We start from the raw sequence: 18,394 nt of genomic DNA, 5'->3' as shown, positions 1-18,394 counted from the left end.
TGAGTGGCGGCGGCAAAATACGGTGACGCTTCGTAAAGGGCCTGGACCGCGGCCCGCCTGCCAACCCGCACCGTGGTCACGATCTCGTCCAAGCTGGGTGTGTTTCCCCAGGCCACGGGTCACGATCGGCGGCATGAGTGGACGTTCGGTGAGCGGGCAGGGCTCGGCGACGCGAGATCGACGATGATCGTCTTGTCGGTGTGCCGCCAGAATGTAGGCCATGAGTTCACGTCTGGGCGCGGTCGTGGTTACGGGTGCGGCAGGGCGGATCGGATCGGTGGTCTGTCATCACCTGCGCGATGAGGTTCGCCAACTCGTGCTGGTCGACCGGGTTCCGGTGCATGCACAGTCTCCGATAGAGCGGGCGATACGACTGGATCTGGCAGACCTTGACGCCGTGGTCGCCGCCCTGGAGGGGGCGGACGCGGTGGTGCATCTGGCCGGGCTTCCGGATGAGGCGCCGTTGGCCGACCTGCTGGACAGGAAGCACGGTCAGCGCGCCGGTTGAACGGGTTGGCGTGCCGGCCAGCAGCCCTGCGTGTGGCGGCCCGGATGACGTCGCGTTCGGCCTGCCGGTCGGTGGTCAACGGCGTTGTCCGATCTGGTGTCGGGCGATGAGCTGTTCGAGGCGGGTGAGTTCGTGTCGTTCCCGGCCGTGGCGTATGGGTGGGGTACGGGCGGTCCGGCTGCCCGGTCCGGATCGGCTGGTCAGCGCCGAGGTCGCCAGCCAGCCGGCGTCCCGGGCGGCGGGCACGCTGCTGCACTGCCTCGCCGCCGTCGCCGCGCGGCTGGCCGCGGACACTCCGATGATCAGGACGTCCCTCACCTCGAAGAGGTAGGAGCGCCGTGACGGGGCAGGTCCCGGACCCACCGGACCCCTGGTCTGCTCGACCGCCGTGGACCGACCGTGGACGGTCCGGGGACGACCGGCCCGAAACTGTAGCCGCGCCACCACCGGCGCGTCACAAGCGAAAGGAGAACTCCCGTGAAGAAGCTGCTCACCGCGGCGGCTGCCGTGGTCCTGCTGTCGGGGACCTTCGTGGCCAGCACCGCGTTCGCCGCGGTCCCGCGGGCCGCGACGACAAGTGGCGTCACCGGCGACGTGGGGATCGACGCCGTGCCGGTCCAGGCGAAGTACAGCCCGCTCGGGGCCACCGCGAACGGTCCGTCCGGGCCGGCCACCGCACGCTTCACCGCCACGCCCTACTGCTGCCCGTCCACCGCGGTCGTGCTCACGCCGCTACAGGTCAGCGGCGAGTCCGATTTTCAGTGGGCGCAGCTCGGCCTGCCCTGGGACAACACCTCGGTCAGCTCGGTCGGGGTCTGTTACGCGATCAGCACGACGGTTGTCGGCCGGACCTACATCAGCCAGACCCGTCTCACCACCATGACCCTGCCGAACTCCGCGACCGTCCTGCTCGACGACGGCACCGACCGGACCGCCGTCGGCCCGGTCTGCTACTCCGTCCCGGCGAGTTTCACGCCCAGCGGAGCGGTGAGCCTCGGCCTCAAGGTCGTCTTCGGCAGCACCAGTGACCGGATCACGATCGGGCTGGTCAGCCTGTCCGGCCTCTCGGCCTGACCGCCACCCTCGTCCGCCCTCTCCTCGTCGATTCGGGACAGGCCGCCGACGGCCGATCCCCGCGCGGACCACCAGTCCCGGATCGACGAGGCGCGGGCGTGCTCAGACCTCCTGCTCCCGGCCCAGGACACGTCGGGTGACCGCCCGCCGTCGGCGGGCACGTGCCGCCCGTCGGTGGACAACGACGGGCTGCCCATCTGGGGCAGGTAGTGCCACAGGTCCGCCACCAGGTCGCGGCGGCGGCGCAAGCCGATCTTGTCGAAGATGGACCTGAGGTGGTCCTGCACGGGTGTGGGTGCAGACGTGCAGCGCCCGCGCGATCTCGGCCGTCGACCTTCCGCGCAGCACCTACTGGGTGACGTCCCGCTCGCGGCGGGTCAGCGCGTACGCCCTCCAGCACGATGGCCACCAACTCGCCCGGCTGGAGGGCGTTGAGCGCGACCGCCGTCACCGGCTGCCCCGCGGCGTGGGTCTGCCAGGCGTGCAGGGATCCACGTCCCGGACCGGGTACGGGCCCGGGACGCCACTATCCGCCCGGACGCCAAGGTCCGGCCCGGCTGGTGATGGCGTCGTGACGTACGGCTGCGACCGTCCCGAGGACCGCCTCACCTCGTGCAGCTCGTCCAGCCACATCTGCGCGGTCGGGCGGGACGAGTGCCGGGCGCCGTCCCCGGCCACCATCAGCAGACCGGGCGCTCCCGCCACGGTGGCGTCGTCGATCCCGGACATGAGCAGCGCCCGGCGCAGCGTGGTGGTGGCCGGCGCGCTCAACTCGGCGGCGAAGGCCATGTCGGCCTCGCTGAACGGTGGCGAGCCGGTTTCGCAGTCCCACATGCCCGCTCGCGAGCCGTTGTCGTTGCCGAAGGCGAAGATTTCCAGGCATTTGTTGTTCATGGCGCTGCGCGGCTCGAACGTTGCCGCGACGGCGACGTCGGCCCGAGCGGGCGAGGCCTTCGCGGGGCCGGCGGGCAGCGCGACGGCCGGGACGAGGGCGGCCAGCGTGACGGCGATGGCCAGGCTCTGGATTCGGTGGAACATGCGCATGATGCTCTTCCTCCTGATCCGGGGTTACCGGGATACAGCAGGGCTGGGACCTACCGGGTCGAGTCACCGGCGGTACGGGGTCAGGTGCCGGTGGCCTGCTCGGCCGCCCACCAGTCTCGAATCCGCCGTCCCCTCGCCGTCCACGGATCATCCACACCCGTTTCTCGTCGCCGGTCCGCCTCACCGCGCGAAGCTTTCCTGAAGCGATTCACCAGACGTCACTGGATCGTCACATTCGGATCACCGCCGGTGGAACAATCATCGAGGGGCACGGATCGTCCCTCCTGGACGGACCGGTCGCGCCGGAGCCGGCCCCGGTACGGACCAGGGTGGGGTTACGTGGGGTTTCGGGTGCTGGGTCCGATGGAGGTCGAGCTCGGCCGTGGCCGGCTGGAGTTGGCCGGGTCGCGGGAGCAGCGGATCCTCGCGATCCTGCTGCTCGACACCGGGCAGGTCGTACCGGTGTCGCGGCTGGTCGAGGCGCTCTGGGACGATCGGCCACCGCCGAGCGCGGTCAAGGCCGTCCGCAACTGTGTGTCGAGCCTGCGGGCACGGCTGGCCGGCGTGGCGGGTGCAACCGGTACGGCCGACCTGATCGTCACCGAGTCGAGCGGCTATGTGCTTCGGGTCCTGGACGACGATGTCGACCTGCGTGTCTTCGCCGAGCGGGTACGCCAGGGTCGGCTTCTGGCCGCCGACGGGAACCTGACCGACGCGGTCACGCAGCTTCGGCAAGCGCTGGCGCTCTGGCGCGGACGCGCCTTCAGCGGGGTGACCGGGCGGCTGATCGAGATGAGCGCCGCACGTCTGGACGAACAGCGCAGCACCGTGCAGGAGGAGTGCCTATCCCACGAACTCCGGCTCGGCCATGGAGCCGAGCTCGTGGACGAACTCGCCGCGCTGGTCGCGGCGGAGCCGCTCCGGGAACGGGCGCGGGGACAGCTCATGCTCGCCCTGCACCGGGCCGGACGCCGGCCCGAGGCGCTCGACGCGTACCAGCGTATGCGGCGGCTCCTGGTCCACGAGCTGGGCATCGAACCGGGACCGGAGCTGACCGAGTTGCATCAGGCGATCCTCAAGGGCGATCGGCGGCTCGGGGCCCTGACGGCGATGACGCCGGTTCCCCGGGCAGCGCCCGGTCAACCGGCCCGACTGCCCGCCCATCCGGTCCCGGGGCAACTGCCCGCGCAGCCGTACGCCTTCACGGGCCGTACCGCGCAGCTCGACGAGTTGCGCGGCCTGCTCGACGCGGCCACCCGCTCGGGCACCACGGCGCTGGTGATGCTCTCGGGCGCCGCCGGGGTCGGGAAGACCGCGCTGGCGGTCCACTTCGCCCGCCGGGTGGCCGACCGGTTTCCGGACGGGCAGCTCTACATCGACCTGCGCGGATACCACCCGAGCGGTGCGGTGCTGGATTCCGGCGAGGCGGTACGTGGGTTCCTGGACGCGTTCGCCGTAGCGCCCGGGCAGCTCCCCGCTGGTCTCGCCGCCCAGTCGGCGCTGCTGCGTACCCTCCTCGCGGGTCGGCGGGTGCTAATGGTGCTCGACAACGCCCGCGACGCCGAGCACGTCCGGCCGCTGCTGCCCGGCGGCCCGGGCTGCCTCACCCTGATCACCAGCCGCAGTCACCTCACCGGCCTGATCGCCACCGAGGGCGCCCACCCGCTCACCCTGGGCCTGCTCTCCGCCGGCGAGGCCCGCGAACTGTTGATCCGCCGCCTCGGTCCGACCCGGGTCGCCGCCGAGCCGGAGGCGGTGGCCGCCATCGTCGCCCACTGCGCCGGGCTGTCCCTGGCCCTGGCGATCATGGCCGCCCGGGCGGCGAGCCACCCCACCTTTCCGCTGGCCGCGATCGCGGACGAGCTGGACGCGGCACGTGGTGGGCTGGACGCGTTCGCCGGGATGGACGCCAGCACCGACGCGCGCTCCGTCTTCTCCTCGTCGTATCGGGCCCTGAGTGAGCCGGCGGCGCGGATGTTCCGGCTGCTCAGCCTGCATCCCGGGCCGGACGTGGACCTGTCCGCGGCGGCCGGTCTCGCCGGTCACCCGCCGCAGGGGGCACGTCCCTTGCTGGCCGAGCTGGCGGACACGAATCTGATCTCGGAGCACTCTCCCGGACGGTACGCCGTACACGATCTGCTCCGTGCGTACGCGGGAGAGCGGGTGCGCGGCGAAGAGTCCGAATCCGCACGGCTGGAGGCCACCCGGCGGATGTTCGACCACTACCTCCACGGCGCCCACGCGGCCGACGTACGACTGCACCCGCACCGGGATCCGATCGATCTCCCGGACCCGGCCGACGGGGTGACCGCGCCCGAGGTCAGCGACCGTGACGCGGCGTGGGCCTGGCTCAGCGTGGAACACTCGGTGTTGCTCAACCTGGTCCGGCAGGCCGTGAGCGACGGGCACGACAGCCACGCGTGGCGGCTGGGCTGGGCCCTGACCACGTTCCTGGACCGCCGTGGTCACTGGCACGAGCAGGCGATCGTGCAACGCGCCGCGCTCCAGGCGGCCCGTCGGCTCCGGAACCGGGACGCCCAGGCCCGAGCGTTCCGCAACCTCTCGGTGGCGGACCTCCGCCTGGGACAGGACGACGAGGCCCGCGCCCACCTGCGGCACGCGTTGCGCCTCTACCGCCAACTCGGCGATCGCGTCGGGCAGGCACGGACCCTACTCAACCTGGGCACCGTGGCCGAACGCGGACGCCGACCGCGGCTCGCCCTGCGCTACGCCGAACAGGCCCTGGCACTGTTTCAGGCCGCCGGTCACCGGTCGGGGCAGGGGAACGCGCTGAACAACGTGGGCTGGTACCACATCCAGTTGGGTGACCACGATCGCGCGTTGCGGTACTGCCGGGAGGCGTTGCCGCTGCAACAGGAGACCGGCAACCGCTACTGGGAGGCCCACACCTGGGACAGCCTCGGGTACGCCCACCACCACCTGGGCCAGTACCCGGAGGCCACCGAGTGCTACCAAAGGGCGCTGGCGCTCTGGCAGGAGGTGGGCGAACGCTACTACGAGGCGATCAGCCGGGCCCACCTGGGCGATACCAGCCTCGTCGGTGGCGAGCCGGAGAAGGCGCGCACGAGCTGGCGACGGGCACTGGAGATCCTCATCGAACTGGGGCACCCCGACGCCGAACGGATCCGTACGAAGCTCGTCGGATAGTCCGCCCGCGACCGTCCGGTGACCGCCGCTGCCGACGACCACGATCGGGTCGTTCCCGCACCGCGGCAGCGGGGCGAGCGCTGGCTCAGGTGGCCGGGACCAGCCCGCGTTGGTGGGTCCCGGACGAGGGCACGCCGGCGGGCCGCAGCCATCCGCCTCCGCTCGCCGAGCCGGCATCGGGTGCCGGCTCGGTGTACCGGGTTACGCGTGGCCGGTCAGCAGCGAACGACGCTGCTGGAACGGTAGGCACCCGGGCTCGGCGGGATGGTGATGCCGGTCGTGTGCATCCAGTACCTGAAGGTGGGACGGACGAGAATCGGCCCGCCGGGCAGCAGGGAGACTCGCTGGCCGATGAACCGCATGGTCGCGCCGGGCGCGAGATAGTCACCGGCGCTGGTGCAGCGATCGGTGCCACTCCCGTCGGACGCGATCAGTGTCGTCGAGCTGATCAGGTTGGCGCCGGAACAGGCGACCACCCGGCTCCCCTGGTAGTTCCAGCGGTAACCGCCGACCGAGGGCACGCCCTGTTCGTTCAGCCAGTAGCGGTAGTTGTAGGCGCCGTAGACCTTGGAACCCACGAGCCACCAGGTCACGGGATTGCCGCCCAACGGTGGCACCTGGCTGAAGCTGCCCGAGGTGCACATCTGGTCCTCGGCCGCCACCGCCGGCTGCCCGGTCGCGCCCTGGCCCCGCCCGCCGGCCAGTGCGGGCTGCGCCACCAGAGTGGACGCGGCGGTAAAGAGCGCGATGAGGATCGTCTGGAGTCGATGGCGGCGCATGATTCGGATAGGGACGGCGGACATGTGCTGTCACCTTTCGTTCGGGTCCACGGCATCCGTACTACGGGCGCCAGCGGGACTGCGGCGCGCGACCCGCCGATTGAGAATAGGTACGGCCGTCCACGATCCGTACACACCTCGTCCACGCGGCCTGGTGGTCCGAGATGAGCGGAACCGGGGCGTAGCCGGGGTTATGCCTTTGGGGCGGGTCAGCCGAGTTCCGGTTGGGCGCCGACGCAGTTGGCGCCGGTCATCCAGATCGGGCTGCTCTGGATGACCGCGCCGGGGTCGAGCCGGGCGGCGACGCCGCGCCACTGGGCGGTCTGTCCGGCGATGTCGCAGAGCCTCGACCAGATCGGCGCTTCCGACTCGACCGGTTGCCGGAACAGGAACGCGACGGTGATCGCGGTCTTTTGGCCCGGTACCCCGACCGTGGTGGCCTGGACCTGGACCTGCGCCACCTCACCCTGACCGAGGGCGGCGGCGACCATGGCGTCCTGCGACGCGGTGGAAACCGCGGATTTGATCTGCGCCTCAGCCAGCGGGGGCAGGCCGGCGGCGGGGGTCAGTTGGGTCGGGCGCGGCAGCGGGTACGCGTTCGGATCGCCCGGTGGGTTCGGCGGCGGCGGGCTGACGCTCGGCGGTGGCATGGTCTGCTCCGGAGGCTGGAGGGTCGGGCTGGCGCCGGCGCTCGGGTCGACAGGGCCGCCGCCCGGGGCCGCCCGCTCGGTGGAGGCGCAGGCTGCGGCCAGCAGGCTGACGGCGAGCAAGCCGGTGACGAGACGGATGCTGGTAGTCCCCATAGTCCCTCTAACCTCCCTTTGGTCTGCTGGCTTCGCTGCGGCGACGGATGTGTCGGTCGCCGGAGCCCGCCCAGCCACCGATCGGGCGTGGTGACGGGTCCGCCGGCCGCGCCGACGGACCCCGTCATTGTCGTACGTCGATCAGGTGGTGTCAGGTAATCAGGAGGTGCGGGTCTCGACGGCCAGACCCCACAGCGGGGTGATCTGCGGGATCGGGCTGAACCAGGACTGGCTGCCGCCCTGGTCGCCGTTGCAGCCGTAGTGGCTCTGGCTGTGGATGCCGTACGCCACCCGGTAGGTGGCCGAGCCCAGCCAGTACCAGCCGCCGCCGCTGTCGCCACCGCAGGCGTCGAGCCCGTCGACCCGGACCATGCCGCCGTCGTTGGTGCTGCCGATGATGCCGCAGCGGTTCGGGCCGTTCGGCGAGGTGTAGTTCGCGGCGAGGCAGACGGTCTCGCCGACCAGGAGGTAACCCATCGTCGGAGCCACGTAGTTCAGCGGCATGGTGCGGCTGCCCGACTCGATGTAGATCTCGCCGCCGGTGTCGTACTGGAACCAGGGGTTGTCGTTGCGGATGATGCCCGCGTCGAGTCCGCCGGACACGATCGAGCCGGTCATCGGGCCGATCGCCTGGGCACCGGTGCTCCAGGTGCCGCCGCCGCTGTTGCAGTGGCCGGCGGTGTAGGCGTAGCGCTGCCCGGTCGAGGTACGCGCGGTGAAGCCGACCGAGCAGACCGGGCTGCCGTTGTACTTCAGGATGGCGCCGGCCCGGATGGTCCAGTCGCAGTCCAGCCGGGAAGTGCAGCCGGCGTCCAGCTCACGCTTGAGGTTCGAGCCGGTGACGACGGTGACGCCGGCCGGCACGCCCTGCGCCTTGACCGCGCTGACACTCTGGCTCGACACGGCCAGCGTCACGGTGTTGCTCTTGACGTCGATGCCGACCACGCCGTCGCTGGCCTTGGCCATGCTGTTGCTCTGGAGGGACGCGGCCAGCCGCTCCAGGTCCGCCCAGGAACGCTTCACCACGTGCGCCTCGGCACGGATGCCGAGCTTCTGCGCCGTCTTGAGCGCCTCGGACGCGGCGGCTGGGCTGGTCAGCGACAGGTGCATCACGCCGGACGGCGCGTCGAACCAGGAACCGCCGTACGCGGCGTCGGTGGAGACCTGCATTTGCAGGTTCTTGCGGGTCAACTGCTGGTCGAACGCCGCCCGGGCGGCGGCCTCGGACATCTGGGGGTAGGCCGTGCGGTACGCGGCGATCGCCGAGGCAACAGCCTTGTCGTCCGTTGCCGACGAGGTCGCCGGCTTCGCCGTCACCGTGTTCGCCTGAACGGGCGCGGTGAAGACCGCGCTGGCGATCAGGACCGCCGCCGTGACGAGCGCCGGCAGCCGGATTGTCCTGGTGGTCATAAACCCTCCTCATTGGATCCCGCCAGGCTGCACGCCTGGCTGGAGATAGAATTGCACGACAGTTATTGATGCCAATTAAAGCGACGCATTGCTGACAGCGAATTATCGATATGTATTGTCAAGTGAAATTCTGAACTGTCTGTCATGGCTTGACGACTGTCGGACGAAACCCCCGACTGACGTACGGTTTGGTGCGATGGTCCGAACGTGCTACTGCCGTCTGGCTGGTTGACTCGACCCGTCTTCGGGCTCCGCCGGCCTGGTTGTCGGGCCGGGTCCTGAACGATTACTCAGTGCTTATTGCCTGGTTAGTGGAGTATTGCGATCGTTTCCATCGTGAGCTGGATCTTGGCGCGGGTGATGGTGTCCGTCAGGAATGCGACAGCCGAAAAGGATCATCGTTTCCTGGTGTCCCGAGCGGACGGACCGGCGGCATCCAGAGATCGGGTCCCGAGTCGCTTATGGATTCGCCAAAACGCCTCTGGGCTGGGGATAGTTGGCTTCGGTTGCGCTGTCCGAGACGAGCGGCGGGCGCTTCACCGTCGCGACCTGGGCCGGCTTCTGTTCGTCGCTGGTCAGCGGCCCCATCCGCTGGTACGAACGGAGTGGATTCCGTCTAAAATCGCTGCTGCCGGTGCTTTCGATCTGTTTCTGGTTGATTAACCGGCGAACCGGGGTAAGCGATGTGACGTGTCCGTTCACGCGTACCTGCGCGTTATCCATGTTGCTCGACCCGAAGTGGTGGACCTGCTTACTGTTGCCGTCGCTGTCAAGCGATAAACGTCTGTCACCAAGCCGATTGCCGCGCGGTTGCGAATACACGCGCAGCCGTCAGTCGATCGCCGAAGCTGGTCCGGCTGCGCGCCAGGATCACCCCGTCTGGGCGCGTGCGGGTGCTGGTGATCGCACTATTACGCGGAGACAGTGGTTATCCGGCTGGCCGTAGCCACTATTTCCCCGAAACTGCGCCGCGGTCCCACCGAAGATCGCGTCCTGTCTGGATCCTCGACCGAGGTCGACGCAGCCATTGATGTCGTGTCGGCCACAGCGGCAGTGGCTCGGCGCGACTTCGGTGAGTCGACGCCACCCCGACTCCTGATCCGGGTGCGCTGCTGGCCGGCATCCCGCCGAAGAGTCCGACCGGCGACGCCCGGTGGGTCGACCAGCGCACCGCCTCCGCACGACGTGGTCGAGTGCCAGCGGGACGATCGGGGCGGCCGGGTTGCGGCAGGTGTGCGCCCGAATGGCCTACCGGGGACGCGGTCGCACGCAATCGGGTTCTACCGGCTGCGTGAAGGTACGGTGACCGATCGTGCGGGGCGTCGATACGCTGGCTATTTCCGCGCACTCACTCCAGCTTCGAGTTGAGGACGGGCAGATGACCCCCACGTCCGCGCCACCCCGTTACCGGTGCCTGGCCACCACGGTCGCGGTGGTCCTCACCCTGACCCTCGCCGCAGTGGCCGGCTGCCAGAGTCAGCAGGACCCCAAGCTCCAGTCGGTGCAGGAGAAGTTGAAGCAGACCCACATCTACCAGCAGGGCAAGCTGCGGATCGGGGTGGCCGGCACCGAGCCGCTGATGGGTGAGGTGGAGAACGGCGTCTACAAAGGATTCGACGTTGAGATCGCCCGCTACATCGCCTCGTCGCTGGGGTACTCCGCCGAGGACATCGAGTTCAGGGCGGTCGAGACCGAGAACCGCATTCCCAGGCTCCAGGGTGGCGACGTCGACCTGGTGGTGTCCAGCTTCTCGATCACGGAGGAGCGGGAGAAGCTGGTCAGCTTCGCGGGCCCGTACTTCGTCACCACTCAGGAGGTGCTCATTCCGGTGGCCATGAAGGGGAAGATCCGGACCATCGAGGACCTACGCAATCCCGCGTACCGGATCTGCACCAGCGGCGGCTCGACCAGCGAAGAGGAACTGGGGCGGCACAAGGTCTCACCCCTGGTGGTGATGACGACCAACGACTGCGTCACCGGCATCCGGGCGGGCCGGTACGACGGGATGAGTTCCGACGAGACCATTCTCGCCGGCTTCATGTCCCGCTACCCGAAGGAGTTCGAGATCGTGGGCATGCCGTTCGGCACCAGCGAACGGCTGGGCATCGGCGTCCCGATCACCGACCCTGCACTGCGTGACCTGGTCGCCTACTTCCTGCAAAAGAGCTACCTGGCTGGCCGCAACGGCGGTAGCAGCGCGTGGCGGACCGCGTACAACAAGACCCTCGGACCCTGGCTGGGCGCGGACCGGAACCAACCGGCCCCGGAAAAGGTGCCGGACCTGATCGACTTCGACGAGCGGTCGCCACGGTGAGCGGCGCGGTCTCGCGCCGACCGGTGGCCGGTGACCCCGAGGCGGACCCGCAACTCGGCACTGATCCGGGGGCGGGGGCGGAGTCGGCCACCGGGGCGGACGCCGCAACGGCGAAGGCAGGACCCGTGACCGGGCCGCCCCGGGACGACGCCGAACACCGGGCGCGGGCCAGCCAGTCCTTCTGGGCGGTGGCGGTCGGCGCGCCCGCCATCTTCTCGGTCCTGCGCCTCGGTGTCGAAGCCGGTGGCGAGTTGCAGACCACCTTGCTGCTGGTGGCCAACGTAGGACCGGTCAACCTGGTCGCGGCGTTCGTCACCACCGCCACCCGGCTGGTGTCGACCGCCCTGGTGGCCATCTTCGCGATCGGTGCGGTGCTGGCGGTCAGCGCCGATCGCGACCCGAACGGGCGGCTCGGCCGGCGCCGGCCGATCTTTGCCCGCTGGGCTGACGTCGCACCGGTCTGGTCCGTGATCGCCTGCTTCGCTCTGGCGCTGGTCACCTGGCAGGTGCTCTACCTGCCGCTGCTCCTGCCGGCGCTCGCCGCCACGTTTCAGCTCGACCCGGTACGCCTGCTCGACCACATCGTCACCCGGGCGCTGATCATCGGGGCGGGCCTGCTGGCCTACTACTGGTTGGTGTTCCCCACCACGTGGGACGCCCTCGAACAGGGCGAGTACGTGGTGGTGCTGCTCTTCACCGTGCCCCCGCTGGTGGCACTGTTCGTCGCCGGCCCGATCCTGCCCGCGATCGCCCGGCCGCTCGCGTCCGTCGGCCAGGCCGCGGCGCTGGTCATGCTGGTCTGGGCGGCGGTGCCGGTGATCACGACGCCGGTGCTGCCACTCACCGTTACCACCATCGAGGACACCGGTGGCGGAGACGAGGACATCCGTGGTCACGTGATCAGCGTTGACGACGTGAACGTGGTGATCCTCCAAGAGCATGGCGGGGTACGGTACGTCCCGGTCGACCGGGTCGCGTCGCAGGTGCTCTGTCCCACCGAGGAGGAACTGCCCCGCTACCGGCTGCGGGTACGCGACTTCCACATCGAGGACTCGCTGCTGGTCGGCCTCGGCCGGTTCGTCCGTCGGCAGGCCCCGATCGACGCGGCCTGCCGAATCATCCCCTGAGCGCGGCAGCGGCGCGGAATGGTGTGGCGGGCTGTTGGCAACCGCTGGCCACCACGCCCAGGTGCCGAACAGCGCGGGGGCGACCGGGAGCAGGCCCAAGCCAATCGAGGGAAAGGCGATCCTCCAGCGCATTCGGGCACTCAACACTGCCCGTCCTCCTCGGCGTCGGGTCCGTCGCCACGGTTGCCCGCCGCGTCGGCCGATCGCTGCTCATCGGCATCCCGGAGCTGCCGTGCCTGTCGCTCGATCTCGGCCCGCTGAATCGGCGTCAGGTCGTGGCGCCGGGCCCCCTGAAGCGGTCGCTCGACCGGCAGCTCAGTCAGCGTCAGGCGGGCCTTACCACGCCGGGCAGGAGCCCAAGGCGACGTCGTGGAGACGCGTCCGGGCGGTGGCGCGGCCCAGATTCCACTCCGACCAGGCGTCCCGTCGGTTGTACCCCGATGAGGACGCCGAGCCACCGGTCAGTTCGTTGGTGATCGCGGCCAGCGCGCAGGAGCGGTACGGCTCCGGCAGTTCCTGTAGCGCCGGGACCGCGTCGGCCGACAGGGTGCTGAGGTAACTCACGTCGATCCCATGGGTCTTGAGCCGGTTCACGTTCTGCTGGGCGATGAACGCGTCGGGATTGAGCACGGCCAGGCCGAGTAGCGCGGCGACGGCCGCGGCGAGGGCGGCCCGGGGCAGCCATCGTCCCCGCAGCCGGATCCCGGCCACGAGGATGAGCAGGAAGACCACTCCCAGCCACAGTTCGAACATGGTCACCAGCAACCGTTGCCGGGTGAATCCGTACGCCTGCTCGTAGGCCGCCATCCGGGAGAGGGCCGAGGCGACGATGACCAGGGTCAGGGCCGACAGCAGCCCCAGCAGCGTACGCAGCAGCACCCGGTCGGACACCGTGGACCGGGGCGCGATCTGTGCGGCTACGCCCACCACGACCACGGTGAGCCCGGTGACCAGGAGTAGTTGCCAGAAGCCGGCCCGGGCGTACTGGGCGTACGTCAGCCCGGCGGTTTCCGCTACGTACTCACCGCCGCCGAACAGGACCGTCGCCTGGACCGCGACGAAGCCCGCGAACAGCACGACCAGTCCGCCGACCGGCAGGGCCCACTCGACCCGGCGGACCAGCCCCGGCCGTGACTCCGGTTCCGGCGCGGTCGTACCGGTCGGCAGACCATGGGCCGCGATCGCCGTCACCACGGCGGCGGCCGCCGCCGACCCCAGCCACTGCAACGATGTCCTGACGTCGACGGACGGGACCAGCACGGACAGCATTTGGGCGAACGCCGCGTCTGCCCCGGCCAGCAGGAACCCGAACACGGCCAGCAACGCCACCGCTGTCAGCCCGGCGATCATGGTCCGCTTGAGCGCGCTCCGATCCTGACCACGGGTCCCGATCGCGCCCCGGAACAGCCATCGCAGAGCCGCCGGCACCGAACCGACCACCCGCAGCGGGGCGGCCACCAGGCCGCCAGCCGACCAGCGATCGGCCAGGGCCACGCAGCCGACCACGCCAGCGGTCAGCACGCACAGTACGAACAGCCACTCCGCCGCGCGCACCGTGCCGACGGCGATCAGAGTCATCGCGGCCACGGCCTCGCCGGCCCGGACCGTGGTGCGGCCGGACCACGCAAAGCCGCCGGGTGCCGAGACCAGGATCGCGGTGGCCACGGCGAGCGCGGTCAACAGCCACCCGATGCCCGGCCGGTCCCACGACAGCGCGACGGCCGCCACGATCGCGGCGCCTCCGGTGGCGGTGATCGCCGCTCGGGGCCGCGGCGCGGGCGTGGCTTCAGGCGGCCCGGACTCGGGTGACGACGACGCTGGCGACGAAGGCTCGGGTGGCTCGGTCGGTGGTGGCGTGGCGGTCGTGACACCGGGCAACGACATCGGATTCCCTTCGGACGGGGTGACGCGGTTTGCGGCTCTGTGTATAGCGGGCCGCGGGTTGTCCGGCTTCGGGAATGCCGTATGGACAAACAACAGCGGACAACCGTTTCGGACGTTTTTCGGTTCCAGGTTGTTTGGCTTCCGGCTGCGGGAACTGAACAACCGTCGATCAAGCCATCCGATGACGGCCGCTGATAGCATTCGCGTCTGTCTTTGGGGGTGGGAAATGCCGCGTCCGGAGCGTCCGGTGGATCCGGGCGAGGGGTCGGCGCAGCGGTTCGCCGTCGCCTTGCGGGAGCTGCGGCAGTCAGCGGGCAATCCGACGTACCGCGTGTTGGCCAAGCGGGCTCACTACTCCGCCACCGCGCTGGCCCAGGCCGCTGCGGGCGACCGGCTGCCGACCCTGGCCGTGGCGGTGGCGTACGCGCGGGCCTGCGATGGCGACGAGGAAGAGTGGACGGCCCGTTGGCGGAGCGCGGTCGCAGAGCTGGATGCTGAGGCGCCACAGGCGACTGGAGCGCCCGATCCGGACGGGAACCGGCCGCCGTACCTGGGCCTGGCCGCCTATGGACCGGACGACGCGGACCGGTTCTGCGGCCGGGACCGCCTCGTCGCCGACCTCACGGACCGGCTGGCCCGGCACCGGTTCGTCGCCGTGGTCGGCCCGTCGGGCTCGGGCAAGTCGTCGCTGCTGCGGGCCGGGTTGATGCCGGCCGTGTGCGCGGATGGGAACCTGCGGACGGTGGTGATCACCCCGGGCGCCCACCCGGTACGGGAACTGGAGAACAACCTCGTGGCCTCGGACGCCGATGGTCTGCTGATCGTCGACCAGTTCGAGGAGGTGTTCTCCCTCTGCGAGGACGAGTCCGAGCAGGAGACCTTCATCCGGGCGTTGCTCGCGGTGGCGCGCGAGGTGGGCCGCCGCACCCGGGTGGTGATCGGGCTCCGGGCCGATTTCTACGCGTACTGCGCCCGCGTGCCCGAGCTGGTGGCGGCGCTCCAGGACGCGCAACTGCTCGTCGGCCCGATGACGCCCGAGGAGCTGTCGGTCGCCATCACCGAACCGGCGGCCCGGGCCGGGCTGATGGTGGAGAAGACCCTCGTCGCCACGATCGTCGCCGAGGCGGCGTCCCGACCGGCGGCGCTGCCGTTCGTGTCCCACGCCCTGTGGGAGACCTGGCGCCGGCGGCGCGGCGCCGGCCTGTTCCTGGCCAGCTACGAGGCGGCCGGTGGCCTGGACGGCGCGGTCGCGCAGTCGGCCGACCGTGTGTTCGGTGAGCTGGACGAGGGGCACCGCCGAGCGGTCCGGCGGATCCTGGTGCGGCTGACCGCGCTGGGCGACGGTACCGAAGACACCCGCCGGCGGGTCGCCCGCGCGGAGCTCGGCGACGACGCCGTCACCGCTCACGTCCTGGAACGCCTCGCGGCGGCCCGGTTGGTGACGGTCGGCGAGGACACCGTGGAGATCGCCCACGAGGCGCTCATCCGCGGCTGGCCGACCCTTCGGGACTGGCTCGCCGCCGACCGCGAGTCGCTACGGGCCCACCGCCGCCTCACCGGTGCCGCCACCGACTGGGCGACGCACGGCGAGGACGACGCGTTCCTGTACTGGGGCAGCCTGCTCGCAGGCTGGGCCGACCGCGACACCGAAGCCCTCAACGAGACCGAACGCGGCTTCCTGGCCGCCAGCCTGGCCCGGCAATCGCGCGACCACACGCGCCGCCGGCGGCGGCTGCGGGTCACCATCGGCAGCCTGGTCGCGGGCCTGGTCACGGTCAGCCTGCTCGCTGTCCTCGCCGTGGTACAGACCGTCACGGCGAATGCCCAGCGCGACCTCGCCGTTGCCAGCAGCCTGGCCGCCCAGTCGCGCGCGGTGCTGACGGCCCAGCCCGACCTCGCGAATCTGTTGGCGCTGGCCGGACTCGGCCATTCCGTGACGGCTCAGACCGTGGCCAGCGCGCAGGCGGCGCTGTCGGTCCCGATGCACGTCGCGCGGCCACTGATCGGGCATTCCGGTGCGGTGACCGCCGTCGCGTACGGCCCCGACGGCGAAACCGTCGCCACGGGCGGTGACGACGGCACCGTACGGCTGTGGACCGCCGGCCCGATCGCCGCGCTCACCCAGGGCAGTGCCGTGACGACGATCGCCTTCACGCGGGACGGACACCTGCTGGCGACCGGGGGAGTCGACGGCACCGTACGGTTGTGGGACACGACCACCCACCGGCCCCTCGGTACGTTGACGAATCGCGCCGCAGTCAACGCGCTGGCCTTCAACCCGGACGGTACGGCCATCGCGACCGGGCACGCCGACGGTGCCGTCTACCTCTGGGACACGAGCACCAACCGTTCCCTGCCCGTGCCGGTCGGCCACGAAGGCCCGGTGAACGCGGTGACCTTCGACCGCACCGGGCTGATCCTGGCCACCGGTGGGGACGACAACACCGCCCGGCTGTGGAATACGCTGACCCACCAGACGACGATCCTGTCCGGCCACACGGGCGAGGTCTTCGCGGTCGCCTTCAGTCCTGACGGCACGATGCTCACCACGGGCTCCGCGGACGGCACCGCGCGGATCTGGGACGCCACGACGCACGAGTCCCGGGCCACTCTCATCGGGCACACCCGCGTCGTGCGGGCCGTGGCGTTCGCAGCCGACGGCCGCACCGTGGTGACGGGAAGCTGGGACGGCACCGCTCGGATCTGGGACACAACCACGCACCAGCCCCTGGCCATCCTCGCCGGCCACACCGACGAGGTGCTCGCCGTGGCGGTGAGTCCCGACGGTACGACCGTCGTCACCGGCAGCCGGGACGGCACCGCCCGCGAGTGGGACACGAGGGCGAGCCAGTCCATCGCCACGCTCGGGGGCCACACCGGCTACATCGACGCGGTGGCGTTCAGCCCGGACGGACGAACCGTCGCGACGGGAAGCAGGGACGGCACCGTCCGCCTGTGGAACACCGGCCATCACGATCAGTCCGCCGTCCTCGACGCCAAGGCCGGCTTCGTCCTCACCGTGGCGTTCAGCCCCGACGGTACGACCCTTGCCACCGGCCACAAGGATGGCGGGATCCGGTTCTGGGACACCAGCACCCACGAACAGAAGGCCACCCTCACCGGGCATGCCGACGGCGTCGCATCCGTCGCCTTCAGCCCCGACGGCCAGCTCCTGGCCAGCGCGTCCACCGACGGAACCGCCCGGTTGTGGAACCTGACCACCCTACGCGCGGACGCAGTGCTGACCGGACACACCGGCTGGGTGGACGCCGTGGCCTTCAGTCCCGACGGCAACACCGTCGCGACCGCCTCGACCGACGGCACGGTCCGTCTCTGGGACCCCGACGCCGGTAGCACCATCGTCACCCTGGCCCCCGAGACCGGCCACCTGAACGGGCTGGCCTTCAGCCCGGACGGCCGGACCCTCGCCATCGCCCCCGCCAACGGAACCGCACTGCTATGGGACATCACCGACCGCCGAGTGGCGTCCGTCCTGATCAAACACACCGGGGAGGTGACCGCGGTCGCGTACAGCCCGGACGGGCAGACGATCGCCACCAGCAGCCGGGACGGCACCACCCACCTGTGGGACCGCGACCGTGGCCAGACAATCGTCGGCCTCACCGGTCACGTCGGGTGGGTCACGGCCGTGGCCTTCAGCCCCGATGGCAAGACACTGGCCACCACCTCCTGGGACCACACCGCTCGCCTCACACCCACCCCCGACACCTGGCCCGCCGAGCTCTGCCGCCGAGCGGGACGGAACCTGACCGGCGGCGAATGGACCTACTACGTCGGGCCAGAGCCCTACCGGCGCCTCTGCCCCGACCTCCCCTCCGGCCAGGGAGCCGACCCCACCGCGCCCGCGCTGACCTTCCCCGACCTCTAGGGCTCCAGGCCGACCTCGGTCTTGGCGGTCTGGAAGCACTCCCGCCGCACGTCGGCCCGGTCCCGCAGGCAGGCAGGGTGCGCCGACTCGCACCGTCACCGGCACCAACACCACCAACGCGGTGCTACGCCGGTGACCGGTGCGGGACGCGAGGCGCCCTTGCCGGGCAAGGCCGGACGGCAAAACGCGCGGAAAGGACAGCGCGCCACCGTACGGCGAGAGTCTGCGGTACCCCCGACAACCGGTTCGACGTAGGGCCGCTCGACGTCAGTCACGCCGGCGTACTGGTCCGCCCGGGCGAGGCCCCGGCCCTGCTCTTATCACTGGACCTAACGGTGATCGCCCCGTTAGGTCCACGCACGGATCATGGGTTTCGTCGGTCAGACCGCGCGCG

The 18,394-nt window shown here is 70.6% G+C and carries 13 protein-coding genes; 6 read left to right on the top strand and 7 right to left on the bottom strand.

All coding sequences use genetic code 11. The features are described from left to right. The first annotated feature begins 220 nt into the window (after positions 1 to 220). Entirely contained in the window at positions 221 to 508 is a 288-nt protein-coding gene (locus tag OG792_RS20775) for an NAD-dependent epimerase/dehydratase family protein (protein WP_329101337.1), read from the top strand. A 75-nt stretch (positions 509 to 583) separates the two neighbouring features. Here OG792_RS20775 and OG792_RS20770 read toward each other — a convergent pair whose 3' ends face one another. Next, positions 584 to 826 carry a hypothetical protein gene (locus OG792_RS20770; RefSeq protein ID WP_329101335.1) on the bottom strand — a complete coding sequence of 81 codons (243 nt, stop codon included), beginning with the start codon at positions 824 to 826 and terminating at the stop codon, positions 584 to 586. A gap of 159 nt (positions 827 to 985) precedes the next feature. Between OG792_RS20770 and OG792_RS20765 the strand changes: the two genes are divergently transcribed. Continuing rightward, positions 986 to 1,582, top strand: coding sequence for a hypothetical protein (locus tag OG792_RS20765; RefSeq protein ID WP_329101334.1), 597 nt, complete (start codon positions 986 to 988; stop codon positions 1,580 to 1,582). Between the two features lie 447 nt (positions 1,583 to 2,029). Here the strand turns inward: OG792_RS20765 and OG792_RS20760 are convergent, their stop codons facing one another. Then, positions 2,030 to 2,620 carry a hypothetical protein gene (locus tag OG792_RS20760; RefSeq protein WP_329101333.1) on the bottom strand — a complete coding sequence of 197 codons (591 nt, stop codon included), beginning with the start codon at positions 2,618 to 2,620 and terminating at the stop codon, positions 2,030 to 2,032. A 369-nt stretch (positions 2,621 to 2,989) separates the two neighbouring features. On the opposite strand from OG792_RS20760, the gene OG792_RS20755 reads away from it, so the two are divergent. Further along, positions 2,990 to 5,794 carry an AfsR/SARP family transcriptional regulator gene (locus OG792_RS20755; protein WP_329101331.1) on the top strand — a complete coding sequence of 935 codons (2,805 nt, stop codon included), beginning with the start codon at positions 2,990 to 2,992 and terminating at the stop codon, positions 5,792 to 5,794. 215 nt (positions 5,795 to 6,009) lie between these two features. Here the strand turns inward: OG792_RS20755 and OG792_RS20750 are convergent, their stop codons facing one another. The 4 genes from OG792_RS20750 to OG792_RS20735 all read right to left on the bottom strand — a co-directional run bounded on the left by OG792_RS20750 (position 6,010) and on the right by OG792_RS20735 (position 9,509). Next, complete coding sequence (locus OG792_RS20750) at positions 6,010 to 6,597, bottom strand: hypothetical protein (RefSeq protein ID WP_329101329.1); 588 nt, start codon at positions 6,595 to 6,597, stop codon at positions 6,010 to 6,012. Between the two features lie 185 nt (positions 6,598 to 6,782). Further along, positions 6,783 to 7,376: a hypothetical protein gene (locus OG792_RS20745; protein WP_329101327.1), complete on the bottom strand. Its 594-nt coding sequence runs from the start codon at positions 7,374 to 7,376 to the stop codon at positions 6,783 to 6,785. Between the two features lie 159 nt (positions 7,377 to 7,535). Further along, complete coding sequence (locus OG792_RS20740; RefSeq protein WP_329101325.1) at positions 7,536 to 8,786, bottom strand: S1 family peptidase; 1,251 nt, start codon at positions 8,784 to 8,786, stop codon at positions 7,536 to 7,538. Positions 8,787 to 9,245: 459 nt separating this feature from the next. Then, entirely contained in the window at positions 9,246 to 9,509 is a 264-nt protein-coding gene (locus OG792_RS20735) for a hypothetical protein (RefSeq protein ID WP_329101323.1), read from the bottom strand. A gap of 655 nt (positions 9,510 to 10,164) precedes the next feature. Here OG792_RS20735 and OG792_RS20730 point away from each other — a divergent pair. Beyond that, positions 10,165 to 11,100 carry a transporter substrate-binding domain-containing protein gene (locus tag OG792_RS20730; RefSeq protein WP_329101321.1) on the top strand — a complete coding sequence of 312 codons (936 nt, stop codon included), beginning with the start codon at positions 10,165 to 10,167 and terminating at the stop codon, positions 11,098 to 11,100. Continuing rightward, a complete protein-coding gene (locus OG792_RS20725; RefSeq protein ID WP_329101319.1) occupies positions 11,097 to 12,227 on the top strand; it encodes a hypothetical protein in 1,131 nt (376 codons plus the stop codon). The genes OG792_RS20730 and OG792_RS20725 overlap by 4 nt, the downstream gene beginning before the upstream one ends. A gap of 336 nt (positions 12,228 to 12,563) precedes the next feature. On the opposite strand, the gene OG792_RS20720 is transcribed toward OG792_RS20725, so the two are convergent. Continuing rightward, positions 12,564 to 13,955, bottom strand: coding sequence for a DUF4153 domain-containing protein (locus OG792_RS20720; RefSeq protein ID WP_329101317.1), 1,392 nt, complete (start codon positions 13,953 to 13,955; stop codon positions 12,564 to 12,566). 382 nt (positions 13,956 to 14,337) lie between these two features. Here OG792_RS20720 and OG792_RS20715 point away from each other — a divergent pair, with 382 nt between their 5' ends. Then, positions 14,338 to 18,000, top strand: coding sequence for an nSTAND1 domain-containing NTPase (locus tag OG792_RS20715; RefSeq protein WP_329101315.1), 3,663 nt, complete (start codon positions 14,338 to 14,340; stop codon positions 17,998 to 18,000). The last annotated feature ends 394 nt before the right edge of the window (positions 18,001 to 18,394 follow it).

This window comes from Micromonospora sp. NBC_01699, assembly GCF_036250065.1.
Taxonomy (GTDB): domain Bacteria; phylum Actinomycetota; class Actinomycetes; order Mycobacteriales; family Micromonosporaceae; genus Micromonospora_G.
Note: the sequence above shows the minus strand (reverse complement) of the source record. Positions and strands in the feature narration are given on the sequence as shown.

Coding starts and splice junctions, on each gene's coding strand:
- OG792_RS20745 (WP_329101327.1), bottom strand. CDS start 7,376: ATGGGGACTACCAGCATCCGTCTCGTCACCGGCTTGCTCGCCGTCAGC.
- OG792_RS20755 (WP_329101331.1), top strand. CDS start 2,990: ATGGAGGTCGAGCTCGGCCGTGGCCGGCTGGAGTTGGCCGGGTCGCGG.
- OG792_RS20715 (WP_329101315.1), top strand. CDS start 14,338: ATGCCGCGTCCGGAGCGTCCGGTGGATCCGGGCGAGGGGTCGGCGCAG.
- OG792_RS20775 (WP_329101337.1), top strand. CDS start 221: ATGAGTTCACGTCTGGGCGCGGTCGTGGTTACGGGTGCGGCAGGGCGG.
- OG792_RS20760 (WP_329101333.1), bottom strand. CDS start 2,620: ATGTTCCACCGAATCCAGAGCCTGGCCATCGCCGTCACGCTGGCCGCC.
- OG792_RS20750 (WP_329101329.1), bottom strand. CDS start 6,597: ATGTCCGCCGTCCCTATCCGAATCATGCGCCGCCATCGACTCCAGACG.
- OG792_RS20730 (WP_329101321.1), top strand. CDS start 10,165: ATGACCCCCACGTCCGCGCCACCCCGTTACCGGTGCCTGGCCACCACG.
- OG792_RS20735 (WP_329101323.1), bottom strand. CDS start 9,509: ATGGATAACGCGCAGGTACGCGTGAACGGACACGTCACATCGCTTACC.
- OG792_RS20740 (WP_329101325.1), bottom strand. CDS start 8,786: ATGACCACCAGGACAATCCGGCTGCCGGCGCTCGTCACGGCGGCGGTC.